Origin of the sequence: Micromonospora sp. NBC_01699 (genome assembly GCF_036250065.1) — a bacterium.
Classification (GTDB): Bacteria; Actinomycetota; Actinomycetes; order Mycobacteriales; family Micromonosporaceae; genus Micromonospora_G.
Genome location: NZ_CP109199.1, coordinates 1,815,192 through 1,831,313, shown reverse-complemented (window position 1 = coordinate 1,831,313; position 16,122 = coordinate 1,815,192). Strand labels below are relative to the sequence as shown.

12 protein-coding genes are annotated in these 16,122 nt (G+C 72.2%); 8 read left to right on the top strand and 4 right to left on the bottom strand.

From position 1 onward, the window contains the following. The first annotated feature begins 116 nt into the window (after positions 1 to 116). Both OG792_RS08285 and OG792_RS08280 read left to right on the top strand, forming a co-directional pair. Positions 117 to 2,495 carry an acyltransferase family protein gene (locus OG792_RS08285; protein WP_329108641.1) on the top strand — a complete coding sequence of 793 codons (2,379 nt, stop codon included), beginning with the start codon at positions 117 to 119 and terminating at the stop codon, positions 2,493 to 2,495. Between the two features lie 255 nt (positions 2,496 to 2,750). After that, a complete protein-coding gene (locus OG792_RS08280) occupies positions 2,751 to 5,690 on the top strand; it encodes a M36 family metallopeptidase (RefSeq protein WP_329108640.1) in 2,940 nt (979 codons plus the stop codon). A gap of 214 nt (positions 5,691 to 5,904) precedes the next feature. Here OG792_RS08280 and OG792_RS08275 read toward each other — a convergent pair whose 3' ends face one another. Further along, positions 5,905 to 6,972, bottom strand: a complete 1,068-nt coding sequence (locus OG792_RS08275; protein WP_329108639.1) for a hypothetical protein — start codon at positions 6,970 to 6,972, stop codon at positions 5,905 to 5,907. 188 nt (positions 6,973 to 7,160) lie between these two features. Between OG792_RS08275 and OG792_RS08270 the strand changes: the two genes are divergently transcribed. Beyond that, positions 7,161 to 7,832, top strand: coding sequence for a class I SAM-dependent methyltransferase (locus OG792_RS08270; protein WP_329108638.1), 672 nt, complete (start codon positions 7,161 to 7,163; stop codon positions 7,830 to 7,832). A 9-nt stretch (positions 7,833 to 7,841) separates the two neighbouring features. After that, positions 7,842 to 9,026 (top strand): cytochrome P450, encoded by a 1,185-nt coding sequence (locus OG792_RS08265; RefSeq protein WP_329108637.1) that lies wholly within the window; start codon positions 7,842 to 7,844, stop codon positions 9,024 to 9,026. Between the two features lie 43 nt (positions 9,027 to 9,069). On the opposite strand, the gene bioD is transcribed toward OG792_RS08265, so the two are convergent. Beyond that, positions 9,070 to 9,810 carry a dethiobiotin synthase gene (bioD, locus tag OG792_RS08260; protein ID WP_329108636.1) on the bottom strand — a complete coding sequence of 247 codons (741 nt, stop codon included), beginning with the start codon at positions 9,808 to 9,810 and terminating at the stop codon, positions 9,070 to 9,072. Between the two features lie 31 nt (positions 9,811 to 9,841). Then, positions 9,842 to 10,978 (bottom strand): 8-amino-7-oxononanoate synthase, encoded by a 1,137-nt coding sequence (locus OG792_RS08255; protein WP_329108635.1) that lies wholly within the window; start codon positions 10,976 to 10,978, stop codon positions 9,842 to 9,844. Positions 10,979 to 11,336: 358 nt separating this feature from the next. Between OG792_RS08255 and bioB the strand changes: the two genes are divergently transcribed. The 3 genes from bioB (at position 11,337) to OG792_RS08240 (ending at position 14,027) form a co-directional block, all read left to right on the top strand. Continuing rightward, positions 11,337 to 12,332 carry a biotin synthase BioB gene (bioB, locus tag OG792_RS08250; protein WP_329108634.1) on the top strand — a complete coding sequence of 332 codons (996 nt, stop codon included), beginning with the start codon at positions 11,337 to 11,339 and terminating at the stop codon, positions 12,330 to 12,332. A 14-nt stretch (positions 12,333 to 12,346) separates the two neighbouring features. Further along, on the top strand, positions 12,347 to 12,565 hold the full coding sequence (gene bsaP, locus OG792_RS08245; protein ID WP_329108633.1) for a biotin synthase auxiliary protein BsaP: 219 nt from the start codon (positions 12,347 to 12,349) through the stop codon (positions 12,563 to 12,565). A gap of 436 nt (positions 12,566 to 13,001) precedes the next feature. Further along, complete coding sequence (locus OG792_RS08240) at positions 13,002 to 14,027, top strand: ice-binding family protein (RefSeq protein ID WP_329108632.1); 1,026 nt, start codon at positions 13,002 to 13,004, stop codon at positions 14,025 to 14,027. A gap of 101 nt (positions 14,028 to 14,128) precedes the next feature. Here the strand turns inward: OG792_RS08240 and OG792_RS08235 are convergent, their stop codons facing one another. Beyond that, a complete protein-coding gene (locus OG792_RS08235; RefSeq protein ID WP_329108631.1) occupies positions 14,129 to 14,737 on the bottom strand; it encodes a TetR/AcrR family transcriptional regulator in 609 nt (202 codons plus the stop codon). 115 nt (positions 14,738 to 14,852) lie between these two features. Here OG792_RS08235 and OG792_RS08230 point away from each other — a divergent pair, with 115 nt between their 5' ends. Further along, entirely contained in the window at positions 14,853 to 15,764 is a 912-nt protein-coding gene (locus tag OG792_RS08230; RefSeq protein WP_329108630.1) for an SDR family oxidoreductase, read from the top strand. Positions 15,765 to 16,122 lie beyond the last annotated feature (358 nt).

The window sequence follows — 16,122 nt, the reverse complement described above, 5'->3', positions numbered from 1 at the left end:
GCACCCAGGCAGTGTCTCGCGGAACTTTCGATGAGCGTTCCCGTGATCACGGAGAGTTCGGCTCACTGTGGCCGGCCGAACTCTCCGTGATCACGGGAGGCGGACGGTAGGCGGGGATGACTCAGCTGGCGAGCCGGGCCGGGAACAGGGGCACCGCGCAGCCGCACCGGCGGGGCGACATCGACGGGCTGCGCGGGCTGGCGGTCGTACTGGTGCTGCTCTGTCACGCCGGGCCGTGGGTCGTACCCGGTGGTTTCGTCGGGGTGGACGTCTTCTTCGTGACCTCCGGCTTCCTGGTCACCGGGCTGCTCGCCGACGAGCTGGGCCGGACCGGGAGGATCGCGCTGGTCGACCACTACGGTCGCCGGATACGACGCCTGCTGCCCGCCGCCCTGGTCGTGCTGCTCGCCACCCTGCCGCTGACCTACCTGCTGCTGCCACGCTTCCGCTGGGCGCAGACCGGCTGGGACGTGGTCGCCGCCGGTGCCTGGGTGACGAACTGGCGGGTTGCCGGCGGCGGTGACCAGCTCGCCGCCGACGCCTGGGCCAGCCCGACCCAGCAGTTCTGGGCGCTCGCCGTCGGCGCGCAGTTCCACCTGCTCTGGCCGCTGCTGGTGCTCGGGATCGCCCTCTGGGCCGCCCGCCGGGGCGCGGCGCCGCGCCGCTGGCTGCTGCTCGGCGCGGGACTGGTCGCGCTCCCGTCGTTCGTCTGGTCGACCGTGCTCGGCCGGGACGACCCGACGGCGGCCTTCTTCGTCACCACCACCCGCGCCTGGGAACTGGCACTCGGCGCCGGCCTGGCCCTGCTGACCGTCCCCCCGCCCGAGGCGCGAACCCAGCCACGAAGCGAGCCACGAAGCGATCCCCAGGGCCAGCCCGAGAGCCGGCCACGAGATCGGCTGGCCGCGCCGCTGAGCCGGCTGCGCGTCCCGCTGAGCCGGATGACCGCGCCGCTGACCCGGCTGCGCGTTCCGCTGAGCCGGATGACCGCGCCGCTGACCCGGTTGCGGATTCCGCTGAGCCGGATGACCGTGCCGGTCGCCGCCGCGCTCGGCTGGGCCGGGCTGGTCGCCATCGGACTGGCCGCGCTGCTGCTGGACGAGGCGACGGCGTACCCCGGATTTGCGGCGCTGCCGCCCACCCTCGGTGCGGTGGCGGTGATCGCCGCCGGGAGACGGTCCGGTGCCGCCGGGCCGGGGCGACTGCTGTCGCTGCGCCCGGTACGCGCGGTCGGCGCGATCGCCCTCCCGCTCTACCTCTGGCACTGGCCGCTGCTGGTGCTCGCGCACGCCCGGTTTCCGGACCTGCACCCGATCGGTGCCGGTACGGTGCTGCTCGCCGCCGCCGCGCTGGCGGTGCTCACCCACCGGTACGTGGAACGCCCGCTGCGTACGCCCGGTTTCTCGGCCCCGTGGCAGGCCGGGCAGGCGCTGCGGTTCGGCCTGCTCGGTACGACCGCAGTGGTGGTCGCGGGCCTGCTCTTCCAGCTCACCGTCTGGCCGCCACCACCACCGAACCCGGCCACCGGATTGGCCGGTTCACCGATCGACGCGAGCCCGAGCCCCGGCGCGAGCCTGAGCCCCGGCCCGACGCCGAGCGCCACGTCACCGACCGCAACGCCCTCGGCCGGAGTGGCGCAGGGGGCGGCGGTGCTCGGCGTGGAGCCGCGCGGCAGCCGGGCCGGAGTGCCGGTGGACCGGGTCGCGACGATAGTGCCGGAGCCGGCGAAGGCCGGTGCCGACCGACCCGACGGGTACGACGACAGGTGCCTGACGCCGGTACGGGACAGCAAACTGCTGTCCTGCGTGTACGGCGACCGGGAGTCCGCCTTCACGGTGGTGCTCGCCGGTGACTCGCACGCCGCACAGTGGGTGCCGGCGTTGCAGCCGATAGCGCACGCGAACAGGTGGAAGCTGGTCACGTACACGAAGGCGGGCTGTCCGTTGCTGCGGTCGCCGGTGGCGCAGGCGAAGCGGGCGTACCCGACCTGCACCGAGTGGAACCGGGCGGTACGGGCCCGGCTGACCGGGGCGGATCGCCCCCAGCTGCTGGTCACCAGCAGTTCGGCACACAGCCTGTACGCCGACGGCCGGGTGTTGACCGGCGAGTCGGGCCGCAACGCGCTGGCCGAGAGCTTCCGGCAGACCTGGTCCGGGCTGGCCGGCACGGATCTGCCGACCATAGTGCTGCGCGGCACCCCGCAGCCGGGGCGGAACGTGCCGGACTGTGTGGCCAGGCACCGCGAGCGGTTGACCGAGTGTGCCGCGAGGCGGGACACCGCGCTGGCCGGGATCGGCGCGGTGCAGCAGAAGGCCGCGGCCGGGCTGCGCGGGGTGCACCTGATCGACCTCAACGATTCGATCTGCCCGGCCGACCGGTGTGCCGCGGTGATCGGCGGGATGCTGGTCTACCGGGACGCCGAACACCTGACCGCGAGTTACGCGGCCAGCCTCTCCCCCCGGCTGCGCGGCGAGCTGGACCTCGCCCTGGCCTGATCGCCACACCCGACTCGGCCACCTGATCGCCACACCCGACCTGCCGCCTGATCGCCACGTCCCGTCCCGGCCCGTCCCGGCCCTGATCGGCTCGGCCGCGCTCGAAGATCACATTCGGACCTCCGAAGGTGATCTTCCCTTGCCATGATCGGGTGGCTACTGGTATTCACGTATCTATACCTATGCACGTCCACCCAACTCCTTGAGCCGACCGGACCGGTCGGCTCTTTCGCAGCCCCGTCCAAGGAGGATCCCTTGCGTCTACCGGAGCGGACAGTGTTCGGCAACAGATGGCGGGTCATGCCCGCGTTCGCCACGGCCGTCGTGATCGCGGCCACCCTTCCCGGTGCCACCGCGGCCAGCGCCGCCCCCGACAGGGCGGCACCGGCGACCCCGGCCGCCGCGAAGGACTCGTCCGTCGACGAGCACAACCACGAGGCCAGGGACAAGGACAACCGTCGGGGTACGGCGAGCCCGAGCAGCAGCCAGCGCTCGGTCGCCGGCCGGGTCGACACCTCCGTACGGTGGAACGCGTTCGGCACCCCGCACGCGCTCGGCCCGGTCGACGCGGGCCTGGCCACCGGTCTGGCCACCGACCCGGAAACCGCCGCCCGGCAGTACCTGGTGGCGCAGCGGGACCTGTTCGGCCTGGACGAGGCGGCCGTGGCGGGCATGGAGAAGCTGCTGGTCCGGCCGATCGGCACCGGTGCCGTGGTCACCCTGCGGCAGCGCTTCGGTGACCTGCCCGCCGGGGTGGACGGCCTGGTCAGCGTCGCGGTCGACCGGGGCACCGTCGTGCACGTCAGCTCCTCGCTCACCCGCGACACCAGCGCCCCGGCGCCGCTGACCATCTCCGCCGACGAGGCGTACGCCGCCGCACTGGCCGACGCCGACCTGACCGCCGACCAGGTGGCCAGCCACGACCTGCGCAAGGTTGCCGTACCGACCCCGGTGGACGGGAACCGGGCGGCCTGGGAGGTGACGCTGATCGGCAAGGCGAGCACCGAACCGGCGGCCTTCACCACCTTCGTGGACGGCACCGACCGCAGCGTCCTGGTCCGGGAGGACCTGGTCGACTACGACTCGGAGAACCCACAGTGGGCGGTCTTCCCGGCCAACCCGCCGAGCCGGACCAACCCGCGTCACGACGACCGGGTCACCTGGTGCTTCACCTCGACCCGAGGCTGCGAGAAGACCGTCCAGGACGCCGCCAGCGGCCAGGCCTGGGACGTCGACCTGGCCACCGGCGAGCCGACCCTGACCACCCGGGGCAACTCGGCGAACAACGTCGTCTCCTGGGGTGCCGGCACCCCGGTCGTGCCGGCCACGCCGAGCCCGACCCGGGAGTACGACTACCCGTTCACCGACCAGTGGCGACAGTCCAAGTGCAACCCCGAGGTGTTCACCTCGTTGCAGCGCAACGACATCGACGCCGCCACCGCGAACCTGTTCGCGATGCACAACCGGATGCACGACTGGGCGTACAACCTCGGCTTCGACGAGGGCGCGTGGAACCTCCAGGCGGTCAACCTCACCGCCGAGGGGCTGGGCAACGACGCCGAGCAGGGCCGCGCCCAGCAGGGTGCGCTGACCGGCAACCGGAACAACGCCAACCAGTCGACCCCGCGCGACGGCCTGCCGCCGAGCACCAACATGTACCTGTGGCAGCCGATCGCCGGTACGTCGTACCCGCCCTGCGTGGACGGTGACTACGACATGACGGTGATCGGGCACGAGTACGCGCACGCGATCACCAACCGCATGATCGGTGGACCGGATGCCGGTATCGGCGGCCACCAGGGCGGCTCGATGGGCGAGTCGTGGGGTGACCTGCTCGGCACCGAGTACCTGGTGCAGAACGGCTGGAAGCCGGCCGGGAAGAGCCCGTACATCGTCGGTGGCTACGTCACCGGCAACCTGGAGAGCGGCATCCGCAACTACGACCTCAGCCGTAGCCCGCTGAACTACTCCGACGTCGGCTACGCCCTGTCCGGCCCGGCGGTGCACGCCGACGGTGAGATCTGGGGCGCCACCAACCACCGGATCCGCTCGGCCCTGGTCGACCGGTACGGCGACGGCAAGCCGTCGATCCAGGTGGCCTGCGCCGAGGGCAAGCTCGCCGTCGACAAGTGCCCGGGTAACCGGCGCTGGACGCAGCTGGTCTTCGACTCGTACCTGCTCCAGGCGGTCAGCCAGGTCAGCATGCTCGACATGCGGGACAACATGCTCGCCGCCGACGTGCTCCGCTTCGGCGGTCGCAACCAGGACATCATCTGGAACGCGTTCGCCGAGTCGGGCATGGGCCGGGACGCGGCCACGGTCAACGCCGCGGACACCGACCCGACGCCGAGCTTCGCCTCGCCGCACGCCCGCAACGCCACCGTCACGCTCCGCCCGAAGGGCGACAGCGCGAGCGCGCCGGTCCGGCTCTACGTCGGCGAGTACGAGGCCCGCGCGGTGCCGATCGCGGACACCGACCCGGCCACCGCACTGCCGGACACCTTCGAGATCGTGCCGGGCAAGGAGTTCTCCTTCCTGGCCGTGGCGCCCGGCTTCGGGCACACCCGGTTCACCGAGAAGTTCAAGTCGGGCGAGCGGGAGAAGCTGGACCCGGACCTGGAGCGCAACCTCGCCTCGTTGACCGCCGGCGCGGTGGTCAGCGGTGACGGGGTCAACCTGGACCGGATCGCCGACGACACCGAGGCCACCAACTGGGCGTCGCTGGACGGCGTGGCCGGCAAGCGGGTCACGGTGGACCTGCCCGGTGACCGGGCGCAGACCGTACGGCGGGTGAACGTGAGCGCGTACCTGCGGCCGGCTATCGCCGGTGACGTGGACACGGGCAGCCAGAACGCGTTGTCGGCGTTGCGGTCGTTCACCGTGCTCGCCTGCGACGACCGTCGTTCGGACTGCACCGACGACGCGAGCTACCGGAAGGTCTACACCAGCCGGTCGGACGCGTTCCCCGGTGGGGCGTTCCGGCCGTACACCCGGGAGCTGAACATCCGTTCGTTCGAGATCCCGAAGACGACCGCGACCCACCTGCGCCTGGAGGTGACCGACAGCCAGTGCACCGGCGGTCCGCTCTACGCCGGCGAGCAGGACAACGATCCGGCCACCGCGACCGACTGCACCGCGAACAGCCCGTTCCGGACCCAGGTCCGGATCGCGGAGTTCCAGGCTTTCGAGCGGTAGTCGGAAGGTTCGAGCGGTAGTCGCAACGTTTCGAGCGGTAGTCGCAACGTTCGAGCGGTAGTCAGCCAGGTTGACGGGTCCGCCTCCGGTCGCGCCACGGCCGGAGGCGGACCCGTTCCCGGTTGCCGCGGTCGGGGCACGACCGGAGGAGGTCGCTGCGGCAGCCGGGGGTAGATGCCGTGGCCGGGTGCGGGCCACGGGTGGATGGACCGCGTCAGCGACGCCCGCGCGGGGTACGGCCCCAGACCGAACCGGTGGATCCGTCGGTCTGCCAGACCGGTCGGCCGTGCCCCGCGCCGGCGTCCGTACCCAGGTCGATGGTGCCGTCGGCACCGGTGTCGGCGCGGCGACGAGCGCGCCGGAAGAGTCCGCCGCCGGGACGGCCGCGGCGCTCGGCACCTCGCCCGGCGTCACCTCGGCCGATGCCGCCGGTGGGTTGACCGAGGCCGCCGCCGGTGCCTTGGCCGAGGCCGCCGCCGGTGACGGCGTTGAGCAGCCGGTGCCGGACCCGCATCAGCAGGCCGACGCCGAGGAAGAGCAGGAGCGCACCGGCCAGGAAGCCGACCTGGACCAGTCCCAGCCGGCCGGAGTTCGCCGCCGGGTCGGGGCGACCGCCGCCGGTTCCGGAGGCGACCACCGGCTCGTCCGTCGGCACCGGGATCAGCTCGTTCGACTGCTCGCCCGCCGACTCCTCCGGCGCCGCCTCGGTCGCCTCCGGTGACGGCGTCTCGGTGGGTCGGGTGGCCGTCGGGGTGGGCCGGGCCCGGTTGCCGGCGACCGTACGGGTGGCGGATCCGCTGGCCAGCAGGCGGGAGCGGGCGTCGAACGCCTCGGCGGTCACGGTGACCCGACCGCCGGCCGCCTCGGCACCGAAGGCGATCCGGTAGCGGGCGGTGACCGTCCGGTCCCGGCAGAGTTCGCCGGGGTCGAGCTCGGTGTCGGTGATCCGGGCCGCGTCCCCGTCAGCCCGCACCTGTACGGGGAAAGAGCCGGTCTCCTCGACCCGGTCGACCCGTACCTGGTCCAGCCGGAGGCCGGCCACCCGCAACACCAGTGACCAGCGCACCTTGCGGCACTCGCCGCGCTCGCTGGTGCCGACCACGGCGGAGATGGTCGCCGGCTCGCCACCGGCGGTGAACTGCCCCGGCAGGTCGAGCCGGGTGTCGAACCCCGGCGCCGCGCTCACCGGTGTGCCGGTGGCGAGCAGGCCCACCCCGGTCACCCCCGCGAGTACGACACCCAGCCGGCCGATGATCTGCCGCACCGCCACCACCGCCTCCATTCACGTACACCTATTGGTTTCGGTGATCCGATTACTCCCCGCAACGCTAGAACGGGATCAGGCGGCCGGAAAGGGGCGTAAGTCAGCACCCAGCGCAAATGAAAGCCCCCACTTTGACCGACAGTGGTGAACCGGTCACCCGGCCCCCGCGACACGCCGGCACCGACCGGCCCGGCACAATCCGGGTGGTGTCCGAAACCTCGGCGGCGTTCGTCCGCCTGCACGCCCGGCTGGCCCCGGTCGCCTTCGTCCCGGAGGTACGACTGCACCAGGCCGACGAGCCGATAGGTCTGTGGCAGCTCACCGAGGGTGAGTTCCGCAGCGAACAGCCGCCGCCGTTCTGGGCCTTCGCCTGGGCCGGCGGCCAGGCCCTGGCCCGGTACCTGCTCGACCACCCGGACGAGGTGGCCGGTCGCCGGGTGCTCGACTTCGCCTCCGGCTCCGGGCTGGTCGCCATCGCCGCCGCCCGCGCCGGAGCCGCACACGTACGCGCGGTCGAGATCGACGAGCGGGCCGGCGCCGCGATCGAGCTGAACGCGCTGGCCAACGACGTCCCGGTCGACATCACCGTCGCCGACATCCTCGACGACGACTCCGCCGGTGACGCCCAGCTCGTGCTCGCCGGGGACGTCTTCTACAGCCAGGCGATGGCCAACCGGGTGCTGCGCTTCCTGCTCCGCGCCGCCCGCGGCGGGGCGCGGGTGCTGGTCGGCGACCCGGACCGGGCGTTCCTGCCCCGGGGCCGGTTCATCAAGCTGGCCAGCTACGACGTGCCGGTCCCGCCCGCGCTGGAGAGCGTACGGGTGAAGCCCACCACGGTCTGGGAACTCGATCCCGGCAAGCCGGGTGCCGCTGGGTAGCGTGTCGGCGTGCTGTTCCGCAGTTGGGCGGCGGGGACCGTGGACCGGCCGTGGCCGGACGTGACCACCGTCGCCGACCACGTCGACGTCGACCACCTGGTGGTGACCCGGCACGCCCTGGTCCGCCAGGTCCTCGCCGACCCGCAGACGTACCGGCCGGACAACGCGCTGGACGCGATGAGCCCGATGCCGATCGCCGCCCTGCGGATCCTCGCCGGGTACGGGTTCCGGCTGCCGCCGACGCTGGCGAACAACAGTGGACACAGCCACCCGGCGATCCGGACCATCGTCGCCGACGCCCTGCACCCGGTGCGGGTCGCCGAGCAGCGGGACTGGCTGACCGGCGTGGTCCGTACCCGAATCACCCGGCTCGCCGCGGAGCTTGCCGCCGGCCGCCCGGTCGACCTGTACGCGGACCTCGCCGCCGATCTGCCGCTGCTGGTGCTCGGCCGGCTGGTCGACCTGCCCGACGCCCGGATCGAGGTGGTCAAGGAGTTCACCCGGTCCGCGCTCGAACTGTTCTGGGCCCCGGTCGACACCGCCCGTCAGCGGGCCCTGGCCGACATCGTGGGCCGTTTCCACACCGTGCTGCGAGACTTCGCCGCCACCGGCTCCGGGCTCGCCGCCCGGCTGCGCGCCGCCGGCCACCCGACGGACGTGGTGGTCGGCGCCCTGTTCTTCCTGCTGGTCGCCGGGCAGGAGACGACGTCACAGTTCCTGACCCTGCTGCTGCACCGGCTCACCGGCGAGCCCGAGGTGCTGTGTGGGCTGGCCGACGGCACGGTCGAGGTGGCCGACGTGGTGGAGGAGGGACTCCGGCTGGAGCCGCCGATCGTCACCTGGCGTCGGGTCGCCGTCCGGGACACCACGCTCGGCGGTGTCGCCGTACCGGCGGGGCGCAGCGTCGTACTCTGGCTGGCCCGCGCCGGCCGGGACCCGGCGGTGGTCGCGGAGCCGGAGGAGTTCCGGCCCGGCCAGCCCGGATCCCGCCGGCACCTCGCCTTCGGTGCCGGCGCGCACCGTTGCGTCGGGGCCCAGCTCACCCGGATGGAGGCCGCCGTGGTGGTCGCCGAGACCGCGCCGCTGCTGCGTGACGTCACCGTCGTACGCGCACCCTGGTGCCCGGACAACCTCTCCTTCCGCATGCCCGACGCCCTGGTCATCGCGGCCCGGAAGCCAGACGCGCCGGCGTGACCTGACCTGTCCCGGCCTTCCCGTCCCGGTGACGCCGGGCCGCTCAGTGCACGTCGTCGGCCCAGGTACGCCAGTCGTCGAGCACGCCGTACAGGGCGGGGGTGAGCCAGCCGGGCGCGGAGCGCCGGAACACACCGGGATCCATTGCGCCGGCCCCGTCCGGCAGCGCGCCGACCATGTTCGGCACCAGCTCGCTGAGGTTGGCCCAGTGCACCAGCTCCGGCTCGTTCGGCCAGGCGCCCAGCACCACCCCGGCCGGCACCGCGCGCCGTTCCAACGCCTCCAGGGTGAGCGCGGTGTGGTTGAGCGTGCCGAGTCCGGCGCGGCTGACCACCACGGCCGGCGCACCGAGCGACACGGCCAGGTCGGCGACGGTCCACGGTTCGCCGGAGGGGCGTACGCCCATCGGCACCAGCAGCCCACCGGCCCCCTCGACCAGCACCAGGTCGTGTTTGTCGGCTTCGGCGCGTATCGCGTCGACCACCGCGTACAGCTCCAGGGGTTCCGCCGCCGCGACCCTCGCCGCCGCCAGCGGGGCCAGCGGTTCGGGAAAGTTCGCCAGCGTACGGGCGGTCAGCGGGGCGGCCAACCGGTTGATCGTGTCGATGTCCGATGGGGCGCCGGTCACCGTACCGGTCTGGCCGGGTTTGATGACCGCGACCCGCAGCCCGGCCGCCTGCGCGGCGGCGGTGATCGCCGCGGTGACCACGGTCTTGCCCACGTCGGTGTCGGTGCCGGTGACCAGGATCGGTCCCCGCCACGAGGTGACGCTCACCGGGCCCACCCCCTGATCGGCCCATGGTTGGCGGAGACGTTCACGGGGCACACTCCACGATCACGTCCAGGGCCCGGTCGAACTCGGCCCGGGGCACCCCGGTGTTGATCGTCAGCCGGAGCCGGGACCGACTGTCCGGAGTGGATGGTGGGCGGAAGCAGCCGACCGCGACCCCCCGGTCCAGGCAGTCGGCCGCCCACGCGGTCGCCGCCTCGGGCCCCGGCGCGGTCACCGAGACAACCCCGGCCGCCGGTGCCGACACGTCCAGTCCGGCCAGGCCGAGGCGGCGAACGACGGTGGCGGCCCGGTCGGCCAGCTCGGCCCGCAGCGGGTCACCGGCCCGCGCCAGCCCGGTGGCGGCGAGCACACCCGCCGCCACGGCCGGCGGCAGCGCGGTGTCGTAGATGAAGGTCCGGCCGGTCTCCACCAGGTGCCGGACCAGTTCCACCGGCCCGGCGACCACGCCGCCGGCCCCGCCGAGCGCCTTGGAGAGCGTCGCGGTGACGACCACGTCCGGTGCGCCGGCCAGGCCGGCGTCGACCACCGCGCCGGCTCCACCCGGACCGAGTACGCCCACCGCGTGCGCGTCGTCGACCAGCAGCAGTGCCCCGTGCCGGCGGGCCACCTCGTGCAGCCGGGCCAGCGGGGCGAGGTCGCCGTCGACGGAGAACACCGACTCGGTCACCACCACCGCCGGCCGTCCCGGTGCCGCCACCAGGGCGGCCTCGACGGCGGCGACGTCGTTGTGCGGGGTGACCACGGTCTGCGCCCCGGACAGCCGGCACCCGTCGATCAGCGAGGCGTGGTTGTGCGCGTCCGAGACGAGCAACGTACGCGGCCGGACCAGCGCCCGTACGGCACCGAGGTTGGCGAGGTAGCCGGAGGAGTAGACCAGGGCCCGCTCGGCGCCGAACCAGTCGGCCAGTGCCTGTTCCAGTGTGGTGTGCAGGTCGGTCGAGCCGCGCACCAGGCGCGATCCGGTGGCGCCCAGCCCGTACGCGTGCAGTGCCCCGGTGGCGGCGGCGGTGACCGCCGGATGCCGGGCCAGCCCGAGGTAGTCGTTGCCGGCGAGGTCGGCCACCGGGTCGGTCGCGCCACGGGGGCGCAGTTGCCGGGTCAGGCCCGCCTTGGCCCGTAGCTGGGCACGCCGGTCCAGCGCCTCCAGCCAGCTCGCCACGTCGACTCCCGTCTGCCCGGCCCGGCCGGGACCACCCGGCCCGGCATGATCACGTCCGTGCCCGCCGACCCCGTCCCGACGGGCGAAAATTACCACTTCGCCGGGCGCCGGCCGGGAAGGCGGGCCGTACGGCGGACCGTTCCACGGACGCGACGCCGGGCGACGGTCACCTTAGCCGGTTGCGCCGACAACCGGGCCGGGCGACCGGCGCACCGGAACCGGTTCCGGTCCGGCTGGCCGTGATCGCCGGCTCGACCGGCGCGGAAGCCGGGAGACACGACGGCCGGAGCCGGGAGACACGACGGCCGGCGAAACCGGCGGCTCCCATCGATGGGCCAACCCCTTGTAGGGTACGACCATGCCAGAGATCCTCGACCGGGCGCGTGCCCAGGTGCTCGGTGAAGGTGTCGGTCTCGACGAGGCCAGCGTGCTCGCCGTGTTGCGCCTCCCCGACGAGCACCTGCCCGCCGCCCTGCAACTCGCCCACGACGTGCGGATGCGCTGGTGCGGCCCGGAGGTCGAGGTCGAGGGCATCGTCTCACTGAAGACGGGCGGCTGCCCGGAGGACTGCCACTTCTGCTCCCAGTCGGGGCTGTTCGCCTCGCCGGTCCGCTCGGTCTGGCTGGACATCCCGTCGCTGGTCGAGGCGGCGAAGCAGACGGCGAAGACCGGTGCGACCGAGTTCTGCATCGTCGCCGCCGTACGCGGCCCGGACGCGCGGCTGATGAAGCAGATGCGCGAGGGTGTGGCCGCGATCAAGGCGGAGGTGGACATCCAGGTCGCCGCCTCGCTCGGCATGCTCAGCCAGGAGCAGGTCGACGAGTTGGTCGACATGGGCGTGCACCGCTACAACCACAACCTGGAGACCTGCCGGTCGTACTTCCCGAACGTGGTCACCACCCACTCGTTCGAGGAGCGGTGGGAGACCCTGCGGATGGTGCGCGAGTCCGGCATGGAGGTCTGCTGCGGCGGCATCCTGGGCCTGGGCGAGTCGGTGGAGCAGCGGGCCGAGTTCGCCGCGCAGCTCGCCGAGCTCGACCCGCACGAGGTGCCGCTGAACTTCCTCAACCCGAGGCCGGGTACTCCGCTCGGTGACCAGCCGGTGGTCGAGGGCAAGGACGCGCTGCGGGCGATCGCCGCGTTCCGGCTGGCGATGCCGCGTACGATCCTCCGGTTCGCCGGCGGACGGGAGATCACCCTCGGTGACCTCGGCACCCGGGACGGGCTGCTCGGCGGCATCAACGCGGTGATCGTCGGCAACTACCTGACCACGCTGGGCCGTCCGGCCGACGCCGACCTGGCGCTGCTCGACGAGCTGAAGATGCCGGTCAAGGCCCTCTCCGCGACGCTCTGAGCAGGGGAAATCCGGTGATTGCGAGCGGAGCAGAGCCGGTGACGACAGCGGCGGCCCCCTGGTGCGACCGGTGCGGCCGGTCCACCGGGGACGGCTCGCACGCCGCCTGCGCGGCGGCCCGTGCGCTGGAGCCGCCCCGGTTCTGCCCGCAGTGCCGACGCCGGATGAAGGTGCAGGTCCTACCGACCGGCTGGTCGGCGGTCTGCGTGGAGCACGGCGAACTCCGCCACTGACGCCACCGGACGACGCCCGGGTGCTGTCTCGCGGATCTTGTCAACTTTCATGATCTCGAAGAGTTTGGCCGGTCAGCGCGAGCCAAACTCTTCGCGGTCATGGGAGCGCCTAGTAGCCGTCCAGCTCGCATCGACCCGAGCCAGGATGCCGCTCAACAGCAGGCCCGATCGGTGCCCGCGCGGAGCCGGTTGACCTCAGGAAGGCAACTCCGGGACCGAAATCTGGACCGGGACCGGGGGCCGGGCATTGCGGAGTCGCCGAGTCAACTCGTACGGCAGCGATCGGATCCTGATGATTTGACCACTCCGACCCGATTTGCCTAGCTATGGTCGTGGAAACCCGCCAACCAGGGGTTAACTCACCAACCGGCTATTTCGGCGCTCCACGACCCGTTGAGTCGTCTTTTGCCGGCCGTGCTCACGGGAGGGCCGTTCTGTGACGGTTACAGTCACTCATCATGTTCGCCGGGCGTTGCTGCCCGCATCCGTAGGACTCGCCGCGGTGGCCGTCGTCACCTCGGTCGCCCTGCTCCTGGTCAACAACAGCGGCGCCCAGGCCGCCCAGGCTCCCGTCGGTCTCGGTACCGCCGCGAACTTCTCCGTCCTCGCCGGTTCCACCGTCACCAACACCGGCCCCAGCTTCCTCGCCCAGGATCTCGGCGTCAGCCCCGGCAACACCGCCACCGGCTTCCCACCCGGACTCGTCGGCGGCGCCATCCACCTCGCCGACGCCGTCGCCCTGCAAGCGAAGAACGACCTCACCACCGCCTACAACGACGCCGCCGGCCGCACCCCCTTCACCAACCTTCCCGCCGAGCTCGGCGGCAGCACCCTCATCCACGGTGTCTACCGGATCGGCGCCGCCCAACTCACCGGCCAACTCACCCTCGACTCCCAGAACGACCCCGCCGCCGTCTGGATCTTCCAGATCGACTCCACCCTCACCACCGCCCCCAACAGCAGCGTGATCTTCATCAACGGCGCCTCCCCCTGCAACGTCTACTGGCAGATCGGCAGCTCCGCCACCATCGACACCGGCACCATCTTCGTCGGCAACATCCTCGCCGCCACATCCATCACCATGAACACCGGCGCCACCCTCCAGGGCCGCGCCCTGGCCGAGACCGGCGCCGTCACCCTCGACACCAACACGATCACCGAACCGATCTGCTCCCAGCCGACCGGCACCCCCACCTCGACCCCGACGGGTACGCCAACCGGCACCCCGACCGGCACCCCGACCGGCACCCCGACCGGCACCCCGACCGGCACGCCCACCGGGCCGCCCACGGGCACCCCGACCGGGCCGCCCACCGGCAGGCCGACCCGCAGCCACCTGCCGATCACCGGCCCCGGCGGCGGAAGCACCCTGATCCCGGTGCTGACCGCGGCCGGAACCAGCATGGTCGTAGTGGGTGGGCTGCTCGTCTTCCTCTACCGCCGACGGATGCACGAGTCCTGATCCGACGGCCCCTGACCGGCTGACCGGATCAGGAAGCGCGACTGGCACCAGCCGGGACGGCACACCGACTCATCGGGGTGCCGTCCCGCGCGGTGTCCGGATCAGGGATCCAACCGCCGACGGTACGGCCGAAGCAGGAACCGGAACTGACCTCTGACCCGGTCGCCCAGCACCCCCCGGGGTTGCAGCGCCCAGGTGATCATCATGCCGTTGTAGGCGATGAGCAGCGCCTCGGCAAGCTCGTCCAGCTCAGCACCGGCACCGGCACCGGCCAACTCTCCGGTACGCGCCGCCTCGGCCAGCAGGCCCCGGATGCCGTCGCGCAGCGCGGCGGTGAAGTCGCCGGCCTGGGCGTACAACTCGGGGTCGGTGAGGTCCATCATCAGGAAGGCCACATGATGGGCCATCTGCTCGTGCCGTTTGATGCCCCCGGTCAGCCCGGCCAGTACGTCCTCCAGCCGGTCCAGCGCCGACACCCCTTCCCGCCGGGGCTCGCGGAACGCCTCCGTGACGTCCTGCACCCCCCGACGGGACACCGCGACCAGCAACCCGCGCTTGGAGCCGAAGCGCTTGACCAGGGTGGCCGGCGAAGCGCCCGTACGCTGCGCGACATCGGCCAGGGTGAGCGCGGCCGGGCCGATGTCGGCGATCGCCGAGGCGGCGGCGGAGAGAATCCGGTCGTCGGTGAAGGCCAGGGGTCGGGGACTCATGGATGGCAGTGTAGTTGATAGTAAATGAACCACCATTTACCATCGTTGCCGGCACTCCCCCGGTTCACGGGACTGCCGGCACCCCGCAACGAAGGACGGAAGGCGGCAGCACCCGATGAGCACTCCCGAACAGCCCTTGACCGGACAGGTTGCCCTGGTGGCGGGCGGCACCCGAGGCGGCGGGCGGGGCATCGCCGTACAACTCGGCGCGGCCGGCGCGACCGTCTACGTCACCGGACGCAGCAGCCGGGCCGGACGCTCGGAGTTGGACCGTCCGGAGACCATCGAGCAGACCGCCGAGCAGGTCACCGCCGCCGGCGGCACCGGCATCCCGGTGCGCGTCGACCACAGCCAGCCCGACCAGGTCCGGGCCCTGGTCGAGCAGATCACCGCCGAACAGGACGGCCGCCTCGACATCCTGGTCAACTCGATCTGGGGCGGTGACCCGCTGACCGACTGGACCAACCCCATCTGGCAGCAGGATCTCGACACCGGCCTGCGGCTGTTGCACCAGGCCGTCGACACCCACATCGTCACCAGTCGCTACGCGCTCCCGCTGCTGGTTGCCGGTGGCCGGGGGCTGGTGGTCGAGGTGACCGACGGCAACACCGCCCGCTACCGGGGCAGCATCTTCTACGACCTGGCCAAGTCCGCGGTCATCCGGCTGGCCGTCGCACAGGCGGCAGAACTGCGACCGTACGGGGTGACGGCGGTTGCCATCACGCCGGGCTTCCTGCGCTCGGAAGCCGTACTCGATTACCTCGGAGTGACCGAGGCGAACTGGCGGGACGCGATCGCCGAGGACCCGCACTTCGCCCGGTCGGAGACACCCGCGTACCTCGGTCGGGCGGTCGCCGCCCTCGCCGCCGACCCGGACGTACTCACCATGACCGGCCGCGCCCTCTCCACCGCCGCCCTCTACCCGAAGTACGGCTTCACCGACGTCGACGGCACCCAACCCGACTTCCCCGCCTACTGGGCCGAAGCCCTGGAAGCCGAACACGGCCCCCTGGGCACTCCCCTCTAGCGAGCGCTGCTGCGCGATCGGGGGCCCGTGCCACGCGCCGCCATTCCAGACCCGGCTCACGCCCCCTCACGAGCGGTGGTTGTTCCGTGTTTGGCTCATCTGCCCGCAGGCCGTAGCGCTCGCTTCGCACGGCGAGGGGTGGTTGGCAACGACAGGACCCCTGCTATGAAATTGATCACTTCCAATTTTTTGCGACCCTCGCCCGAACGTCCGTTCAGCAAATATCACAGTACGTAGTAGCCGCATGTCCAGAAAGTCATGCTTTTTGGGCGAGTGACTACCGAGCGTAGCCGACCCACTCTGTCAAGTGATGATGCGAATGGAGTGGTCTAATCGACCTGCGGGCCTGATTGCTTCA

Coding starts and splice junctions, on each gene's coding strand:
- OG792_RS08285 (WP_329108641.1), top strand. CDS start 117: ATGACTCAGCTGGCGAGCCGGGCCGGGAACAGGGGCACCGCGCAGCCG.
- OG792_RS08275 (WP_329108639.1), bottom strand. CDS start 6,972: ATGGAGGCGGTGGTGGCGGTGCGGCAGATCATCGGCCGGCTGGGTGTC.
- bioB (WP_329108634.1), top strand. CDS start 11,337: ATGCCAGAGATCCTCGACCGGGCGCGTGCCCAGGTGCTCGGTGAAGGT.
- OG792_RS08235 (WP_329108631.1), bottom strand. CDS start 14,737: ATGAGTCCCCGACCCCTGGCCTTCACCGACGACCGGATTCTCTCCGCC.
- OG792_RS08230 (WP_329108630.1), top strand. CDS start 14,853: ATGAGCACTCCCGAACAGCCCTTGACCGGACAGGTTGCCCTGGTGGCG.